Here is a 16,290-nt window from a genome sequence, read left to right as displayed (position 1 = left end):
CTTTAAATTGTTAGTACTTTAGTTAAAGTTTAAAAGTGCTTTTAATTTTCTTTGCGCAGTCAACGGCGCTTTCTTTATCAGAACTGATAGCAAAATCATAAAGTATATCCCAATGAACTGTATCATAGTGACTTCGTGCATGACCTTTAGGTGATGTTCCGCGAGCAACTTCTCGTTCTTCTAAAGTAGCTAGTGGTATTTCGATTTTAACCCAATGTGTTTTAATACCACTGAGCTTACTACGTAAATCATCTAGCCACTCTTTTTTGTAAGCAATATAGTCAACGATAACATTACAGCCTGTTTTAGCATAAGCAGCAATGGCGCTATTCATGCCTTGGGCAGCTTTTTCGCCTTGCTCTCCAATATGCAAAGAAATAACTGTATTATCATCTTTATCTTTACTTGTCTCAACCCAACGAATAGGATTTTCTTTTTGCCAAAAAGTGAGATTTTCAATAGTAATAGTTGGCATTGGTCCATCAAACAAACTATCAATACCAAGCTTTACCCATAGGTTTGGCATCATAAGATACTGAAATTCTTTTTGTATAGAGGTTTTTCCGGCAGCAGAAGGACCATTAAGAATGATCACAGTTCCGTAGGGTTGTGCTTTTAAGTAAGGCATTAACATAACTCCTCCTGTGACTACTAGTGCTAGTAATATGGCTGAAAATATATATTTTGTCATAAGAACTCCTGTAGATACGCTTGCTCATATAAAAACGAGCAGAGGATTATAGTGAACTTTGAATAGTTACACTTTTAACAATAGTGTGTAAATGGTAGATAAAAATGAATAGTAAAGGAATAAGCAAAACGCACAAGTCGCTTTAGCTATATTTTAGAAGAGGTGAGTAAGTATTTTCATAGCACATCCTAAATTTTGTACATGAAGGGAGTTTAATAAACTATATAAGTATACTAAACTACTAGAATTAGCACCAGTATTGAAAATCTCCGGAGCTCTCTATACTTTAGTTTATGAAAAATTTCATCCCTGAATAATTATATTGTTAGTAATAGTGTGTATAGATAATTGAACCTCACCTAGAAGTGGTTAACTCCTGCTTCATCGCGTAAGCAGGTGCTATTTGTTCGACGGGTTTAAGGGCGGATATTCCAGCCGACCGTATATTTATACTTGCGCTAAGATCTCTATCAAGTTCTAGGGAACATGACCTTCATTTAAATGAAAGTAATTCTAAATCTATACCAATAGCTTTATTTTTCCTTATGGGAGCGCATACTATCTCTTAGATATTTGACAAACAATATGGATAAGCCAGTGTTTCCGTTTTTTTATTGTTGCCTGTTTTATCTTACCTTAACCTATCTTTGGTAAAAATACTTGGTTATTAGTTAACTTAAGACCTTGAAAATAACGAAAAGAATTGTTTTTGCTTCTTTTTTTAAATTTGAGAAATCCTATTTTGTCTTTATTTGTACATACTTATAGTATACACTGATTAATAGCTAAAAGTACCTTACGTCTTCATGCTAAAGTATCGGATTTTTCGGTGCAATAAAAAAATAGGTTCTTGAGCAATTGTACACAATGTAAAAGATTAATCGAAAGAAAATAATTATGAAAAAGATCTTATTCCTTGTTAGTTATATCGTTAGTATTTATGCCCTCAATGCGGGTGTTTCTTCAACAACTATTGTAAATACTTTAGAAGGTCTTAAGGAGATAGAATCTCTTAAAATTGGAGATAAAGTAGTTTGTTTAAATAATGAATTTATTTCTGAACAAAGAGTAATTGATTCTATTGAAGAAATTGAGACTAATAAAATTATAGAGATTACAACTGAAGACGATACTATTATTCAAGTAACTCCCGATCAAAGATTTTTTATTCCTTATAAATGGGTACAAGCTGACCAACTGTGTCTTGGGGACGTCCTTTTAATGAAAGACCGCTCATGCATTAAAATTAAAGGAATTTGTCAAAAAAATGAGACTGTAAAATTGTATTTTATCTCTGTAAAAGAGCATCAGAATTTTCTTGTTTCAAAAAATGGTATAGTGATTCATAATGGTCCTATTGGAGCATCTGTTGGCGTAGTTGTAGGAGCTGGAGCGACAACCTTTGTATTTAATGGCTTTTACGGTGCAGTAGGAGTCGGAACTTCTGCGATAGCAGGGCCCGTTTGTGGTGCAGCAGTTGCTGGGACTGTGCGTTACTATTGCTTACCAGTTCAATTAGCAGCAACAAAAACAGTAGGATTATTTTGTGGATTATGGCTTGGTGTAGCTACTGGACCAGTATAATATGTGGTATTGGTATGAGCTCTACATTATTGGCATGCTTATGGCTCCCATAGTCTATTATATAAAATTTTATTTATTAGGATGTGATAAATGAGTCAATACATGCATTTGTTTATATCATTCATGCTTTGTGATTTAAGCAATTTATTTTTCGTGGAAAAGTATTTTTTAAATAAACACTCTTATCAAGAAATCACACCGCTTACACCCTATCGCCTTTATGGACATTTCATCTTTTATATTATTGTTTTTTGTTTTTTACATCAATATAATTTTTAGATTTTTTATTAAGCAGTTTTTTGAAAAAAGTCTCTCTATGAGTTTTAATCATTGCCTCTCAATAAGACTATTTATGCAGAAATAAATGCCATTTTATCAATGCACTGAAATATAAAATTGAAGATAGAAGAGTTAGTTAATTATAGAGCTTTATCGCACATGCATGTTAAACTAGTTGCAAGTTTAAGCAGAATAGTAGAATTATTTCTCTAACTTTTTTTTTGTTTAAAATAAAGATAAGCCATAGTAGTTTTCTTACTGTGGCTTATCTTTATTGCGTGGTAATAACTTTAGTTTTTATAACTTGTTAACCATTTTTTTTAACGAAAGTGCTACTTTCTGTGCTTCAACTAAAATTGGATTAATAGTTGAATGATGAGCGCCAACGTTTGCCTTAATAATACCATTGTGTAGCTTGTTGCTATCTAAAGGTGTTGTTTGGGTTACAGGTGATGGCTGAGATTGCTCGTTATTTACTTTTACGATTGGTTTATTGAAACTGGTAACTGGTTGTAATAACCCCTTATTATAGTTGTTATGCTTCAATGAAAATGGAGTGAGATTATATGGCCCAAAATTATTAAGCCATGGATTAGAAAGCTTAAGCTGAGCTCTATAACTATATCTCTTTTTACGAGCTTTTTGAGTGGTAGGTAAAGCAGCAGTTGGGCTGTCTATCTCTCTCTTTGTATGCGTTTCTAAGTAGTAGAGTATGTACTCATATCCTGCTAAAAATCCTTTTTTATAGAAGGTATAACTGTCAGCACTATTGCAAGCATCATGATCATTGTTATAGCTATTTTCTGCAGAAGTATTAATTTCTGTAGATGCAAGTACTAACTCAAGATACTTCAAGATTTCTAATTTTGTTAAACTAGAAATTTCTGTAGTACATGAATCTATATAATCAACTACAAAACGCGCGCCCTTAATAAATCCTTTTTTGTACGTTTCAAACGATGAATCGGCTATAGCAAGAGTCTGATCATTTGCATAAGAAATTTCTATAGCAGAACCTATTTTTGATCCATCAAGCTGAGATCTAATATTGCTTAAAAGAGAATCTGGTATAGAAAATGTAATCAGATCGTTTTGTATGTTATATGTATATGAATTTTTAGGTTGAATACAATAGGTAGACGATGTTCCCAATAGTATATTTATATAAAGACAAGTAAGTTTTTTAAAATTAATTCTTTGCATAATTTATCTTTTTTTTATGTCACTAGTTATGGGGTAAAATTTGTATGGTTTTTATAATCACAATAGATAATACAAGCCCTAGTGCCTAATGAAGTGAGAAATAGAGCAGCGGTAGTCGTTTGTAATTGGTGTCTAATTATTTTTCGGTACGTTCGCTGTCGATATACATACGGAAAATGTTTGCTGCGATATCTTTTTCTGATATAGATAATCTTAAGTCAAACTCAACTTGCTTGCATACAGAATTTTTAAATGGCCCAGTCTCCATACTACAACCCCCATTTTGACCAGCTACGTAGAAATTTAAAACGCGTGTACCTCGAATGCCTGAGATAATACCACTACCATTGTCAACTCCTCCTGGCGCAGTATTAAGGTTTAAGTAAACCTCTTGATTGGCCATTGGCTTACCATCTGTATCCAATTTAATAAACGTATATTGCGCATAACGTGCCATAGTTTCACTCATGCTGCCACGAATTGAAACCGCGTGCTGTCTGTTTGCTTGAAAATTAACGGCAACTTTTTGACCCGCAATGATTGTAATCGAATTCGTTTTGGGATCACTCGCTAAACGATCAACCATAAGAATATTGAAAGGTGTGTCATTTTTTACGGTTTTGATAAATAGTTGAGGACCCTGAACTGCCTCTTTGTGCGTCCTAGGTTTTGCATAAATACCGTTGGTTATTATTGAAGCGCAGGCAATTGCGAAAATGATTTTTTTCATAAGTTCCTTAATGGTTAAAATTATTTAATTGTTTACAGTAGTTGTATCATAACTACTAAAACTAGCAATTATTTTTTAGCGTAGTTTTAAATGTTTTAGAGCCAAATACTATGTCAACTTCGTAAGCTCTAAATATTAATTTTATAATAGTTTTGCCTCTTGTCAACCGGTCACATATGCCCTATGTATGAATACTTGTACCATGATTGTGAGCATTTTTTTCTTTTTCTAAATTACCAATTAAAATTAATTATTTGCATGATTTATCTTCTTTTTATGTTACTAGTTATGTGAGTAAAATTTTGGATGGTTTTGATAATCACAATAGAGGATACTAGCTATGGTCACTAATGATGATAGAAGTATAGTAGCGCCAGCCTTTTTGTCATCGGTATCTAAATTAGTAAGGCTTTTTATACTTTTGCCTAAGCTTAATGCTGCAGAAACAAAAGGGAGTCCAATTGCTCGTGCTGTTGTTTTAGGTAAGGGAATTGAGTTTAACTTATCATGTAACTGTCCTATAGTTTTATTCAAATTATAGTTGATAACTACTATTATTGTATTGTAATAAGTTAGTTTCTGCAAAAGGCTTATTTTTACAAAAAAGCTTAAGTATGCTATACTTTATATAAATAAATCTTATGTAACTAGAGACTCGTATGCAGTTAAATTTCATCCAATCACATCCAGTTTCTGATAATCTTTCTGAGTATGTATCTAATGGTTTATTAACCCAAGATGGTATAGAAGCTTTTAAGAAGCTTATCTACGATTATTATTCAATTTATAAGCGTATATTTGCCTGGCGTGATTGCGATAACCCTTATTTTGTAGTGGTATCGGAAATTATGCTTCAACAAACTCAAACAGACCGAGTTAAAGAAAAATATCAGCAATTTATACAGACATTTCCTACCCTAGAATCTCTTGCAGAAGCTTCTGTGCGCGATGTTATAACAGCGTGGCAGGGTCTTGGTTATAATAGAAGGGGTTTAGCATTACAAGCATTTGCTCAACGTGTAGTAAGTGAATTTGGTGGCAGTATACCTACTAATCCAGTTGTATTGGAGACTTTTAAAGGCATAGGCCCTGCAACTGCAGCTTCTATTTGCGCTTTTGCTTTTAATCAATCGAGTGTGTTTATCGAAACCAATATTCGTGCTGTATTTATCCATTGCTTTTTTAAAGATCAAGAGCAAGTTTCTGATAAAGTTCTTATGCCCTTAATAGAACAAACGGTTGATGTTCTTAATGCGCGCCAATGGTATTATGCACTTATGGATTACGGTGTTATGCTCAAAAAGCTCCATAAAAATCCAAGCCGCAAAAGTGCCCATTACACAGTGCAATCAAAGTTTGAAGGTTCTGATAGGCAGATTAGAGGTTTAATTTTAAAAATGCTCGTAGAACATGAAACATTAAATTATACTGATTTATGTAATTTAGTGCAGCGCGAACCAGAAAGAATAATTCTACAACTTGCTCAATTAATCAAAGAGTGCTTTGTTGAAGAAAAAGCACCTACTATATATAGATTAGTACTGAAATAATTTTAATAATTATACAATCGATAACTTAATTAACTAAATTAAGCACTCTTGTTTAAAGGTCTAAGACACTGTAGTATCTTAAGTGCTTGTAGAGCATTTTTTTCCTTATCTTTAAGCTCAAGCATTATGTCAAAATCAAGGTCTCGTGTAGTTTCTATAAATTGAGCAAAATGTTCTTTATCTAAACTTATTGCATGTTTGCCTCTGCGTCCCTGTGGGTCTTGAGTGCTATAATCTATCATAGGTATACCGTCGTTTATGCTCCATGTTGCAAAGAGTTTAGTCATAATTTCAAGTAGGTTTTCACCGTTGTTAAGTACTTCTTGGTGTAATGTATCAAATAATAGCGGTACACCTGTTTCTTGATAAAGAGCTAAGCAATCTTGAGCTGAGTAAATTCTATCATCGTTTTCAATTACTAAGCGTCGCTTAACAGAGCTATCGAGTTGTTTATAGGTTTCTACAAAGCGCTTGGTAGCTTGCTTTTTATCGCCATACGCGCCACCAACATGTAGTTGTATTTTTGCTGTAGTATCAAGCTCAAGAGCATCAAGAAATTGAGCATGGTATTCAAGCTCTCGTATACTACGAGCAACAACATCTGCTTTAGGAGAATTGAGCACTATAAATTGATCAGGATGCATAGAAATACGTATGTTATGCTTTTTTATATATCGACCAAGTTCTTTAAATTGTGGAGTGAAAAATTCCAGCCAATCAAATTGGCATACGTCATGCGAAGCGAAGGGAATTACGCTTGAACCAATTCTAAAAAATAATAAATTATTTTTAACGTTATAATCTAAGATTTTTTTTAAGCATGCAATATTTTCTGTAATACTACCTATCAATCTATCGGAACAATAAGATGCTAATCTAAACGTTGTATTGGGTGTGCAACCAATACCAGTATTAATGCAAGGATAGCCAGTTTTCATAAAAGCCTCTTATTTTTAATGCTTGTTTTTTTATACATTTGTATACTTTTTATACTTTCTTGTGCGTGATCTACAATTGGCGCTGGATAATGCATGGTTGGTTGTTTTTGTTTATACCATGCATGAATTACCTTCGTGGATACATTTTTTAGTTCTGGTATCCATTGCTTAATATACGTACAATCAGGGTCATAGTTTTTTTGTTGCAGCCAAGGGTTAAAAATTCTAAAATAAGGTTGTCGAGCGGATCCTGTTGAAGCTACCCATTGCCAATTGCCGTTATTAACTGCCGGGTCATATTCAGTAAGTAACCGTGCAAAATAGAGCTCGCCCCAACGCCAGTCAATATGTAAATCTTTAACTAAAAATGATGCAGTAATAAGTCGTGCTCGGTTATGCATGAACCCTGTTTGATTAAGCTGCCTCATGCCAGCATCAACAATAGGAACTCCTGTAGTACCTTCGCACCAACGCTTAAAGAGTTCTTTATTGTTATCCCAAGAAATGGTATCTAAAGAAGTATGAAATGCGTGACCAAATACATGCGGGAAATAATAACCAATTATGGTATAAAAGTCACGCCAATAGAGTTGTCTTATAAGATCAGTTATACCCATGCTTTTTTTTATTACGTAGTAGATTTCCCGTATTGAGCAGGTACCAAATTTAATGTGCGGCGACAACCCTGTTGTATCAATAGCAGGGTAATTATGTTTAAGGCTGTAGTTTTTAAAGGTATCTATGTGTTTGAGTATTTCCAGGCAACCTATGCGTCCTGGTGTAACATGCAACGGTTGCTTTTGGGGTAAAATTTTTTTAAATAAGCTAAAACTTTCTTCTTCAGGAAATAAAACTGTACTATAATTGTTAAAAGTATTTTGTACAGGTTTTTTTACCAGTTTTATAACATTGGCATTAAAATAGGGAGTAAATACGCTATACGGTTTTTTTTGCTTATTGAGAGTCTCTTCTGGTGCTTGCAATAAAAGATCGTCAAAACTAAAAAAGTCAGCTCCATACTGAGCACACAGGTCTTGTAAATGTTGGTCGCGTTGCTTGCTAAAGGGCGTATAATCTTTATTTATATATACTGCGTCTATTACTTTACTTTCTAGCAATTTTTTAACGAGTTGTTCTGCTACAGCATAAAAAAGATAAAGCCGCGCTTTATGATCTTCTAGTTGTGTATTAAGATCGAGTAAAGAATCAAACATAAATTGCAGAGCATTAGTGCTTTTATAAGCATTTTCTTCTGTTACTTGTCGTGGATCTAAAATAAAACAAGCAATAACGGTATGTGACTCCTTAAGCGCTGCTTGTAAACCGGTGTTATCTTCAAGTCTTAAGTCTCGTCTAAAAATAAAGAGAGTTCGTGTATGTTTTTTGTCCATTATGCTCTTTCGCTCTTTTTTTTGGTCTAAGTGTTAGTATAGTTGTAGGTGCTCTTGTTCGTCTAGAGAGAGTTTAGAGTGTAAAAAACAGCACAAGTGTAACTATTGTCTTATTAAATTAAAAAATTGTAATATAAAAACAGAGACTAGTGCACTAAAAGAGAAAGAGTTGCATGAGGCATTATAGAGTATATGTGTTGTTTTTTATAAGCAGTTCGCTGTATGCATCGTATTGGAAAGCAGATAACTTTGCAGATAAAGCTGTTGTTAGAGTACCGGTAGCCGATGCTACAACACGTCCATTACAACCGCTTGACGCTCAAAAAACTGCACAAGAGTTATATAATTTACTGCCTCTAGCACCGGATAAGCATCTACTTTCTTGTTATCGTACTCATCAGTTTTTATTTAACGAAACAGTAACTATTAAGCGTACTCAAGGTCTAGAAGTTGAATGTGCATTAGATAACTTTTTTTATATTGATGATGATGGCAAAGTGCGTAATAGCTTTTGGACACTTAAAAGCAATATACTGCCACTGTCTGGACTTATAAAAAATCAAAAAATTAATGCTGTACCTGCACCGTATTGCACTAAAAAGGGTGAGATTTGCTCGCATACAGGGCTGCTCTCACTTTCATGGCCTTGGTATAATCCTAGCACGCAGCAAACCTATTCTGCCGGTACTCGTTTTATACGTAAACCAGAAAAAGACACTCCCACACGGTATGCTATTGCTCTTTTAGACTCTACTAATTTAGCTGTAAAAATTGGTTATGTACCCAAAGATTATAGTATTATTGAGTTTGCTAAAACTAAAGATCAAAGCAAAAGAATGTTTGTCCGTATGCTTAAAAAATGGGTTGCTAATCCTTCAGGTATAATAGGATATGTATGGGGTGGCTGTAGTTTTATAAAAAGTTACAGAGATAATAGATTTAGTTTAGTAAGTGATATACGTTTTGGAAAACAGGTTGAATTTTGGCAACGGCCTGAAGATTGTGAAAGACCGTTTACAGGATGCGAATGCTCTGCTTTAATTTTACGCGTAGCTCAATTGTGCGGCATGCCGTATTTTTATAGAAATACTACAACTATAGAAAAATGTTTAAGACCACTTGGGCGCAATGAGCGAGTTGAAGAAGGTGATATTATCTGGTATCAAGGTCATGTGCAAATAGTAAGTGATTTAAGGCATAACAAACTTATAGAAGCAGTTGGCTATCAAGCAGGTTACGGTATAACTCATGAAATAGAGCTTGAAAAAGTATTTGCAGGCATTAAAACTTATCGAGATTTAATGCAAGTGCATTTCACTAAAAAACCGCTTAAGCGCCTTGATAAAAACAAAAAGCCTTTGCGCACTATTAGAGAGCTAAAAATATTAAAGCTTTCTAGCCTTTGGGAAAATGTATAATAAAACTTTATAAAATATACGTAGCAATAAGCTTAGCTACATCTTGAGGAATTGGTTTACTTATAGATTGAGCTAGTTCTGTTACAGCTTTTGCATTTTTAGCATGTTCAATAATATAGCCAACTAAAATTTTATGTATATCTTTATAATTCGCATCTTGAGCATGCTTGTATTGCTGTTGAGCAATAATGTCTAATTGTCTGATTTGATCAAGGTTTGGCTTTAATTGCTGAATCACTTTTTTTACTAAGTCTGTATATCCTCTATTAACAAGTGTGATAACAACCTTAAAACTAGGGTGTTCTACTTGGATCTCTCGGTAAGTAATACTATTATCATCAAACCTAATAGCTGTTTCTATCAAAACTAATGTTGATTTTTCGGTAAGGAAATGTATAGGCTCTCTAAACTTTATACAATAAGCTTTATAAGAATTAAGAAGAAACTTTACAAAGTCCTTTGGATTGCGAAGGTAAGTGCTAAAAAGATCTTTTGGATAGTATTTATGAGCTAAGTTTTTGCAAACATGCACAGTCAGAAGAAATTGTATGGTTTCTAAATTACCCCGTTTAATAGCCCAATAAAGTGGTATTTGTCCATCTTTAGTAGCTTTATTTAGCTTAGCATTAGCAATAACAAGAAGTTTTACACTGTATGTACGCCCTTCTGTAATGGCGTGATAAAGTGGCGTTGCGTCATCTTCAATAGCTAGATTTGGATCAGCATTAGCAGCAAGAAGAAGCTTTACAATGTTTTCATAGCCCCTGATAATAGACCAACAGAGAGGCGTGTAACCAACTTTATCTATTGTATTTGGATTCACCTTAGCGTTAAGAAGAAGCTTTACAATCTGTGTAAAACCTCTAAAAGCGGCATCACCTAAAAGACCTGTGTGGCCGTGTGTGCTTACTATATCTTGACTCGCGCCAGCATTAAGTAAGTCTTGTAGTTCTGTACTATTGCCTGATTTGGCAGCTTCTACGGCTTGTAAATTAAGAAGTTTTTGATTTTGTAATGAAAGAGGTAGTAATGTGTGATGGGCTTTACATATAAAGTAGCCCAAAGTATGCATAGCACAAAGCTGAGCAGGCAAAAACGATAGGATAAAAATAAGCTTTTTCATAGGTATTATTTTCGTAATTATTTGTTTTTAATTTTTCAATATAAATATATTATTTAATAATATTATAATAATTGATAGATGTCAAAATTTAAATTGTAGACCAATTGAATATTTAGATAACCTATTTTATACTATTAGAGAACTATAACTAAAATAAACTTAAGGGAATCTTATGAAATACGTACTACTTTTTCTAGCTTCATTTGCTTGTTCTCTTAATGGGATGAGTAGTCGAGATTTATTCAATCAACAATTACTACACGCTCTAAGCGATAGAAAGGATTTAACTCAATTGGAGCAGTTGCTTCAAGCAGGCTTTGATGTTAATGCTTCTATTACTGAACATGGACATACACCACTTATTGTTACTGTTGCACATCGTAATATAGATGCTGCAAAACTCTTATTAAAAGCCGGTGCATATGTTGATACTACACATAATTCTGGATCTACAGCTCTCCATGATGCTGCCCATCGTTGCTCTCTACAATTTGTAGAGTTATTACTCGCTGCTGGTGCAAACGTTAATGCTATTAATAATTATGGAGATACAGCATTTCATACTGTTGTTCGTAGTCTACTAAATAGAGATAAGGATTCTTTTTTTGACGTAGTAACACTGCTCTTAGAGGCCGGCGCGAATGTTAGTGATGTATATAATAATAGAAGTATGAGGTTAGGTATTGCTTACTGTAAAAGGAAGCCAAATATGATTAGACTATTTAAGCACTATAAACAATTACAATCAATGATTAAGATTAATCCTAGAGGTGCTTTAGACAAGGCTATTGAGTTTAAGTATTCAGCTCTTGTTAAACAAGCCCTGCAAAAGGTCCGTTTAACTTCAGCAGAACTTGTACACTATAATCATTGTTTACAAACGTTATATGGGCAAAGTGGTAATTTTATATATAAAATTATAGGTAGAGTATTTATAGAGTATGCTCTGAATCATGCTCATTTAAAGAGGATTTTAACAGACGTTGCACCAAAACATCAAGTATCTATCTCTACAAAAATTTATACTCTGTTAGCACAACTATTTTCACAATCAAGTCAAGATTACAATCAAGTAGCTACAAACTCTACTATAACATTACCTCAAGATATAGTTGAACTTATTACTACGTATGCTCAAAAATAGTAATTAAGATTATAGTAGTGCCTAAGTTGTTTAAAACGTACTTGACTGCATGCTTATTTTGCTTATAAATGAGCTAAAAAATCGCATTATTATTTTTCTCAAAAGCAAAAAACAGATAAAAAACAACAAGATAAAAATTAATAAACTAGTATATTCTTCTGTAGCTCTGCTTATGTTTTCTATTGTTATTTTATAGAGCTAAAAATATGCTTTACAGCATAACTGTTTTTAGGGTATAGTAATTAAAAACGTGGATAACAACTTCTAATCTCAGGGGAAAATTATGAAAAATAATCGTAAATTAATGCTTGTTACTGTTGCAGCTCTCAGTACTTTAGCAAATTCAAATGCTCAAGCAATAACTCCTAAAAACAAAATTGTTGCTAGAGAAGTTGTTAAAGCAGGTGCTTCTGCTGCTGTATTTGGATTAGCAGTATCGTCAAGCTACAGCTTGTTACGTGATGCTCTTTATACCTCAAAACTTTTAAAGAATCCGGGTCTTTCAATGGCAAAGCCTGTTGATGCAGACGATAGAGATTTAAGATTTGAAAGTATAGTATCTGGCCTAAACCATCGTTATAAAACAAGCTTGTTTTTCTCTGGTGTAGCAGCTTTAATAGCATATAAAGCTTTTAAAAGTGGTTATAAAGCATCTGTAAGAGCTGGACTTTTATCAAATTCTCAAGCACCAAAAAAAGTTGTGCGTGAAAGCGTAAAAGTTATTAAGCCATCTGAAGTTTTAGTGTAAAAAATACACGATTAAAAAATAAAAAAGAGCTGATTATTCTACTATAATCAGCTCTTTTTTTATGATAAAAGTTATTGTGTTATGGAACACATTGTTTTTTGTACACGCTCTAAGTAACGACCAAGCTCTTTTTGCATTTCTTCAAGTACTTCTTGGCCAGCAACATCGCCCGATTGCTGTGCATCAACTTTGGCATGTTTTTCTATAAACCAAAGTAAATCGCTTAATGTATACACTATTTTTATCTTATTGTAGCTCATGTTATCTAACATCATAGTAAAACCCTTTAAAAGAGAGTGGTATACGTTTTAAAGTAGTGTTATATAGAGCATACGGGCACGTCAAGAGTTTAAGAGGATTTATTATGAAAATTACGCGTATTAGTGGCCGAGAAGTATATGATTCACGCGGTTGGCCTACTGTTCAATGTGAACTTTTTTTAGAAAATGGTGACTCAGTACTATCGTATGTACCTTCTGGTGTATCAACTGGTATATATGAAGCTCTTGAGCTGCGTGATGGTGGTAAGCGCTTAATGGGCAAAGGGGTTCTTAAAGCTATAGAAAACATTGAAACACTTATAGCTCCCGTGCTTGTCGGTCATGAACCTCATGGTATGGAAATGGATCTTAAATTACTTGAGCTTGATGGTACTACAGATAAATCACGTTTAGGAGCTAATGCTTTACTTGCTGTAAGTATGGCGATTTTTAAAGCTGAAGCTCACAGCGAAAAATTAGAGCTCTATGAGCTTATTGCCTATTATATGGGATCAGATAGTGTTTCACTGCCATTTCCAATGCTTAACGTAATTAATGGCGGTATGCATGCTTACAATAAACTACGTATACAAGAATTTATGATTATACCCGTAGGAGCTCCTACATTTAGAAGCGCTTTTGAAGCTGCTACGTTGGTATATCATGAGCTTAAAGCATTACTTATTAAAAAAAATAAATCTACCGCTGTAGGCGATGAAGGAGGCTTTGCTGCAGCCTTTGAAAGTGATGCAGAAGCTCTTGATGTATTGCTTGAAGCTATTGAGGCTGCAAGTGCTCATAGCTCCGTAGGTTGTATTATTGGGCTTGATGTGGCTGCATCTCAATACTATAATTCTACAACGCAACTGTATAGTTGGCAAAATCAGCAATTGACTAGCGATGAGATGATTGATTATTACAAAAAGTTAGTAGACACGTATCCTATTTATTCTATAGAAGATGGCCTAAGTGAAGAGGATTGGTCCGGGTGGATACGTATGACTAAAGCACTTGAAAACAAAATTCAGATCGTTGGGGATGATCTTTTTGTTACTAACCCCTACAGAATCGCTCAAGGCGGTATTGATCATGCAGCAACCAGCGTTATTATTAAACCCAATCAAATAGGGACCATAACAGAAACGCTGCAAGCCATTAAGCTCTGCAAAGATACTAATCTTGCTACCATAGTTTCTCATAGGTCTGGTGAAACTGAAGATACCTTTATTGCCGATTTAGCCGTTGGCGCAAGCGTAGGTCAAATTAAGGCAGGAGCATGTCGTGGTAGCGAACGACTAGCAAAATATAATAGGTTATTAACTATTGAAGATACTTTAGCTTTCTCGCTGCTTGATACTTAAAAAATCGCTCTCTTCTGTTGCAAGAAGCTGTTTAAGATGAGTTACACGTTGTTCGGGATTTTTAACAAGAGCTTTAAAAGCATATGCTTGCTGAAGCTCTTGGGGCAGCATACTATTTTGTGTTGATGGTGCTTGTGTTAGATTGGTTGTATGATACAAATACTCTCCTATAGTTTCAGGACTGTGTGTAGTAGGAAAAAAGAGCCGTGTAATAGGATCTCTTCTATTTAAATAATCACTAGAGCTTTGTTGTTCTAAGTGATTTATTTTGCTTTTGGTGTACATTGCGCTGAGTACATCGTTGCGCGGCCTGATAATAATAGGTGCTATAAAAAGGGTTAAATTACGTTGTGTTTTAAGTTTGTTTCTTCTTTGGAAAAAGGCACCTAAAATCGGTATACGAGAAAGCAATGGCGTGCTTGTTGTAGTATCTAGTATATCTGAGCGAATAAGGCCGCCTAAAGCAACAACTTGGCCTGTAGCTAAACTTACTTTAGTTTTAAGTAATCGTGTTATACGTGTTGGATCAGAAGCTGATACAAATTGGTCAACTTGTATGCCTATTTCAAGCGCTAAACGTTCGTCAGAGCTGAGGCGTGGTAACGCAACTAGTTTAATAGCAGCAGGTAAATTAAGTTGTGGGAGTGTAAAGCCACTACGACTTAAAAACGAGTCCCCAACAACACGACGTTCTTCTACTATTTCTAACACTCCCTTTTGGTTATTAAGGGTGACCAAATAAGGATTAGAAAGTATTTTTGTCTGTGTTGATCGGTTAAATAATTGCAGTAGTGCTGCTATCCCTGGTGTTTGAGGATCGTTAAAAGAAATAAGAGTTGATCCTATTTTATCGTTAACAACCGAAATAACGCTTGGTGTAGTAGCATCTCCGGGAAATCCGAGCAAATCTCGTGCTAAAGAAAATGTCGGAGGAACCGTTGTAAGTGTCGGTGGTGGTGAAGAGGCTTGAGCTGGTATACCCAGTACGCTATTGGCCGGACTTATGTGAGATGCTAAAAAATTTGCTCCGTTACCTGTCTCTTGATCAAAGGGTATATCAAGAGGATTTCTTATAGTGCCTGCAATAAGTTCTTCTTGATCAAAAGTTACATCAACAAGTAACATTTCTAAAATTACTTGTAATTGTGGCTTATCAAGCTGCTCTATAAGCTTTTTTATTCGTAACCAATCTTCTTGTAGAGCAGCTATAATAAGTCTATTGCCGCCTACGAGTGTTCGTCCTTGAATACCTGTAATAGACTCTATGCCTTGCGCTTGTTCTAAAACAAGCTCAGGTGTTCGTTCTTCATTTACAAGTTGTTGTGGCTGCTCAGCTGCTATTTGTACCCCTTTAAAAAATTGGTAAGGGCCAGTGTTTGCCGCAGTTTGAGATTGGCTTGCAGCTTGTGAAGTTACTATGTCTTGCAATATTTTAGCAAATGAAGGAGCATCTAAATACTGTAAATCATATGAATGTAAAATAGAGTTACCCGACTCAGCTGGAGTATCGATATATTCTTGGATAAATTCACTTAGGCGCATAACAGCAGTTTCGCGGCCCATCAAGATTAGCGAATTGGTTCTCTCATCAGTTACTAGTTTAGTATCAGCAGCAAAATAAGAGATGCTGCCTGCTTGTAAGTCTTGTCTGGCTGAGGCTACAGGAGGTGCAGTATCACCTTCGCCTGCAGCTTTACGCAACGTCTCAAATACATTTTTAACGTCACGTGCAGGTAAATTATACAGTGGTAACACTTCTATTGTTTCTTTAAAGCCTGTTGCATCAAGTTCTGTAATAATATGCATAGCGGAAGCTATATTTTCAGCCTTATCGATCAATATAAAGCCATTTGTTTTGGGCTCATATATA

General features: G+C 34.6%; 15 protein-coding genes. 6 read left to right on the top strand and 9 right to left on the bottom strand.

Annotated elements, in window-relative coordinates:
• Window positions 1–22 precede the first annotated feature (22 nt).
• Entirely contained in the window at window positions 23–691 is a 669-nt protein-coding gene (locus tag H0X48_02825) for a hypothetical protein (GenBank protein ID MBA3954226.1), read from the bottom strand.
• An 897-nt stretch (window positions 692–1,588) separates the two neighbouring features.
• On the opposite strand from H0X48_02825, the gene H0X48_02820 reads away from it, so the two are divergent.
• The gene (locus H0X48_02820) at window positions 1,589–2,275 is read left to right on the top strand and encodes a hypothetical protein (protein ID MBA3954225.1); all 687 of its coding nucleotides are present in this window, start codon (window positions 1,589–1,591) and stop codon (window positions 2,273–2,275) included.
• A gap of 576 nt (window positions 2,276–2,851) precedes the next feature.
• On the opposite strand, the gene H0X48_02815 is transcribed toward H0X48_02820, so the two are convergent.
• The 3 genes from H0X48_02815 to H0X48_02805 all read right to left on the bottom strand — a co-directional run bounded on the left by H0X48_02815 (window position 2,852) and on the right by H0X48_02805 (window position 5,021).
• Window positions 2,852–3,757, bottom strand: coding sequence for a hypothetical protein (locus tag H0X48_02815; GenBank protein MBA3954224.1), 906 nt, complete (start codon window positions 3,755–3,757; stop codon window positions 2,852–2,854).
• 136 nt (window positions 3,758–3,893) lie between these two features.
• On the bottom strand, window positions 3,894–4,487 hold the full coding sequence (locus H0X48_02810; protein ID MBA3954223.1) for a hypothetical protein: 594 nt from the start codon (window positions 4,485–4,487) through the stop codon (window positions 3,894–3,896).
• A 282-nt stretch (window positions 4,488–4,769) separates the two neighbouring features.
• The gene (locus H0X48_02805) at window positions 4,770–5,021 is read right to left on the bottom strand and encodes a hypothetical protein (protein MBA3954222.1); all 252 of its coding nucleotides are present in this window, start codon (window positions 5,019–5,021) and stop codon (window positions 4,770–4,772) included.
• A 125-nt stretch (window positions 5,022–5,146) separates the two neighbouring features.
• Here H0X48_02805 and H0X48_02800 point away from each other — a divergent pair, with 125 nt between their 5' ends.
• Window positions 5,147–6,037, top strand: a complete 891-nt coding sequence (locus tag H0X48_02800; GenBank protein ID MBA3954221.1) for an A/G-specific adenine glycosylase — start codon at window positions 5,147–5,149, stop codon at window positions 6,035–6,037.
• Between the two features lie 38 nt (window positions 6,038–6,075).
• Here H0X48_02800 and uvsE read toward each other — a convergent pair whose 3' ends face one another.
• Window positions 6,076–6,975 carry a UV DNA damage repair endonuclease UvsE gene (gene uvsE / locus H0X48_02795; protein MBA3954220.1) on the bottom strand — a complete coding sequence of 300 codons (900 nt, stop codon included), beginning with the start codon at window positions 6,973–6,975 and terminating at the stop codon, window positions 6,076–6,078.
• On the bottom strand, window positions 6,972–8,366 hold the full coding sequence (locus H0X48_02790) for a deoxyribodipyrimidine photo-lyase (protein MBA3954219.1): 1,395 nt from the start codon (window positions 8,364–8,366) through the stop codon (window positions 6,972–6,974). The genes uvsE and H0X48_02790 overlap by 4 nt, the downstream gene beginning before the upstream one ends.
• Before the next feature lie 173 nt (window positions 8,367–8,539).
• Here H0X48_02790 and H0X48_02785 point away from each other — a divergent pair, with 173 nt between their 5' ends.
• Complete coding sequence (locus H0X48_02785) at window positions 8,540–9,784, top strand: hypothetical protein (protein ID MBA3954218.1); 1,245 nt, start codon at window positions 8,540–8,542, stop codon at window positions 9,782–9,784.
• Window positions 9,785–9,791: 7 nt separating this feature from the next.
• Here the strand turns inward: H0X48_02785 and H0X48_02780 are convergent, their stop codons facing one another.
• On the bottom strand, window positions 9,792–10,907 hold the full coding sequence (locus H0X48_02780; GenBank protein MBA3954217.1) for an ankyrin repeat domain-containing protein: 1,116 nt from the start codon (window positions 10,905–10,907) through the stop codon (window positions 9,792–9,794).
• A gap of 172 nt (window positions 10,908–11,079) precedes the next feature.
• Here H0X48_02780 and H0X48_02775 point away from each other — a divergent pair, with 172 nt between their 5' ends.
• Both H0X48_02775 and H0X48_02770 read left to right on the top strand, forming a co-directional pair.
• Entirely contained in the window at window positions 11,080–12,051 is a 972-nt protein-coding gene (locus H0X48_02775; protein MBA3954216.1) for an ankyrin repeat domain-containing protein, read from the top strand.
• Between the two features lie 283 nt (window positions 12,052–12,334).
• Window positions 12,335–12,799 carry a hypothetical protein gene (locus H0X48_02770; protein MBA3954215.1) on the top strand — a complete coding sequence of 155 codons (465 nt, stop codon included), beginning with the start codon at window positions 12,335–12,337 and terminating at the stop codon, window positions 12,797–12,799.
• Between the two features lie 71 nt (window positions 12,800–12,870).
• Here the strand turns inward: H0X48_02770 and H0X48_02765 are convergent, their stop codons facing one another.
• Window positions 12,871–13,074: a hypothetical protein gene (locus H0X48_02765; protein MBA3954214.1), complete on the bottom strand. Its 204-nt coding sequence runs from the start codon at window positions 13,072–13,074 to the stop codon at window positions 12,871–12,873.
• A gap of 89 nt (window positions 13,075–13,163) precedes the next feature.
• Between H0X48_02765 and eno the strand changes: the two genes are divergently transcribed.
• A complete protein-coding gene (gene eno, locus H0X48_02760) occupies window positions 13,164–14,420 on the top strand; it encodes a phosphopyruvate hydratase (protein MBA3954213.1) in 1,257 nt (418 codons plus the stop codon).
• Here the strand turns inward: eno and H0X48_02755 are convergent.
• On the bottom strand, window positions 14,394–16,226 hold the full coding sequence (locus tag H0X48_02755; protein MBA3954212.1) for a hypothetical protein: 1,833 nt from the start codon (window positions 16,224–16,226) through the stop codon (window positions 14,394–14,396). The two genes, eno and H0X48_02755, sit on opposite strands and share 27 nt — an antisense overlap.
• Window positions 16,227–16,290 lie beyond the last annotated feature (64 nt).

It is taken from the genome of Candidatus Dependentiae bacterium (genome assembly GCA_013821315.1).
Classification (GTDB): domain Bacteria; phylum Babelota; class Babeliae; order Babelales; family Babelaceae; genus JACDHA01.
Note: the sequence above shows the minus strand (reverse complement) of the source record. Positions and strands in the feature narration are given on the sequence as shown.

What these genes read in the sequence shown, in the direction of transcription:
- H0X48_02825 (MBA3954226.1), bottom strand. Translation starts at nt 691, where the DNA reads ATGACAAAATATATATTTTCAGCCATATTACTAGCACTAGTAGTCACA.
- H0X48_02820 (MBA3954225.1), top strand. Translation starts at nt 1,589, where the DNA reads ATGAAAAAGATCTTATTCCTTGTTAGTTATATCGTTAGTATTTATGCC.
- H0X48_02815 (MBA3954224.1), bottom strand. Translation starts at nt 3,757, where the DNA reads ATGCAAAGAATTAATTTTAAAAAACTTACTTGTCTTTATATAAATATA.
- H0X48_02810 (MBA3954223.1), bottom strand. Translation starts at nt 4,487, where the DNA reads ATGAAAAAAATCATTTTCGCAATTGCCTGCGCTTCAATAATAACCAAC.
- H0X48_02800 (MBA3954221.1), top strand. Translation starts at nt 5,147, where the DNA reads ATGCAGTTAAATTTCATCCAATCACATCCAGTTTCTGATAATCTTTCT.
- uvsE (MBA3954220.1), bottom strand. Translation starts at nt 6,975, where the DNA reads ATGAAAACTGGCTATCCTTGCATTAATACTGGTATTGGTTGCACACCC.
- H0X48_02790 (MBA3954219.1), bottom strand. Translation starts at nt 8,366, where the DNA reads ATGGACAAAAAACATACACGAACTCTCTTTATTTTTAGACGAGACTTA.
- H0X48_02785 (MBA3954218.1), top strand. Translation starts at nt 8,540, where the DNA reads ATGAGGCATTATAGAGTATATGTGTTGTTTTTTATAAGCAGTTCGCTG.
- H0X48_02780 (MBA3954217.1), bottom strand. Translation starts at nt 10,907, where the DNA reads ATGAAAAAGCTTATTTTTATCCTATCGTTTTTGCCTGCTCAGCTTTGT.
- H0X48_02775 (MBA3954216.1), top strand. Translation starts at nt 11,080, where the DNA reads ATGAAATACGTACTACTTTTTCTAGCTTCATTTGCTTGTTCTCTTAAT.
- H0X48_02770 (MBA3954215.1), top strand. Translation starts at nt 12,335, where the DNA reads ATGAAAAATAATCGTAAATTAATGCTTGTTACTGTTGCAGCTCTCAGT.
- H0X48_02765 (MBA3954214.1), bottom strand. Translation starts at nt 13,074, where the DNA reads ATGATGTTAGATAACATGAGCTACAATAAGATAAAAATAGTGTATACA.
- eno (MBA3954213.1), top strand. Translation starts at nt 13,164, where the DNA reads ATGAAAATTACGCGTATTAGTGGCCGAGAAGTATATGATTCACGCGGT.
- H0X48_02755 (MBA3954212.1), bottom strand. Translation starts at nt 16,226, where the DNA reads ATGCATATTATTACAGAACTTGATGCAACAGGCTTTAAAGAAACAATA.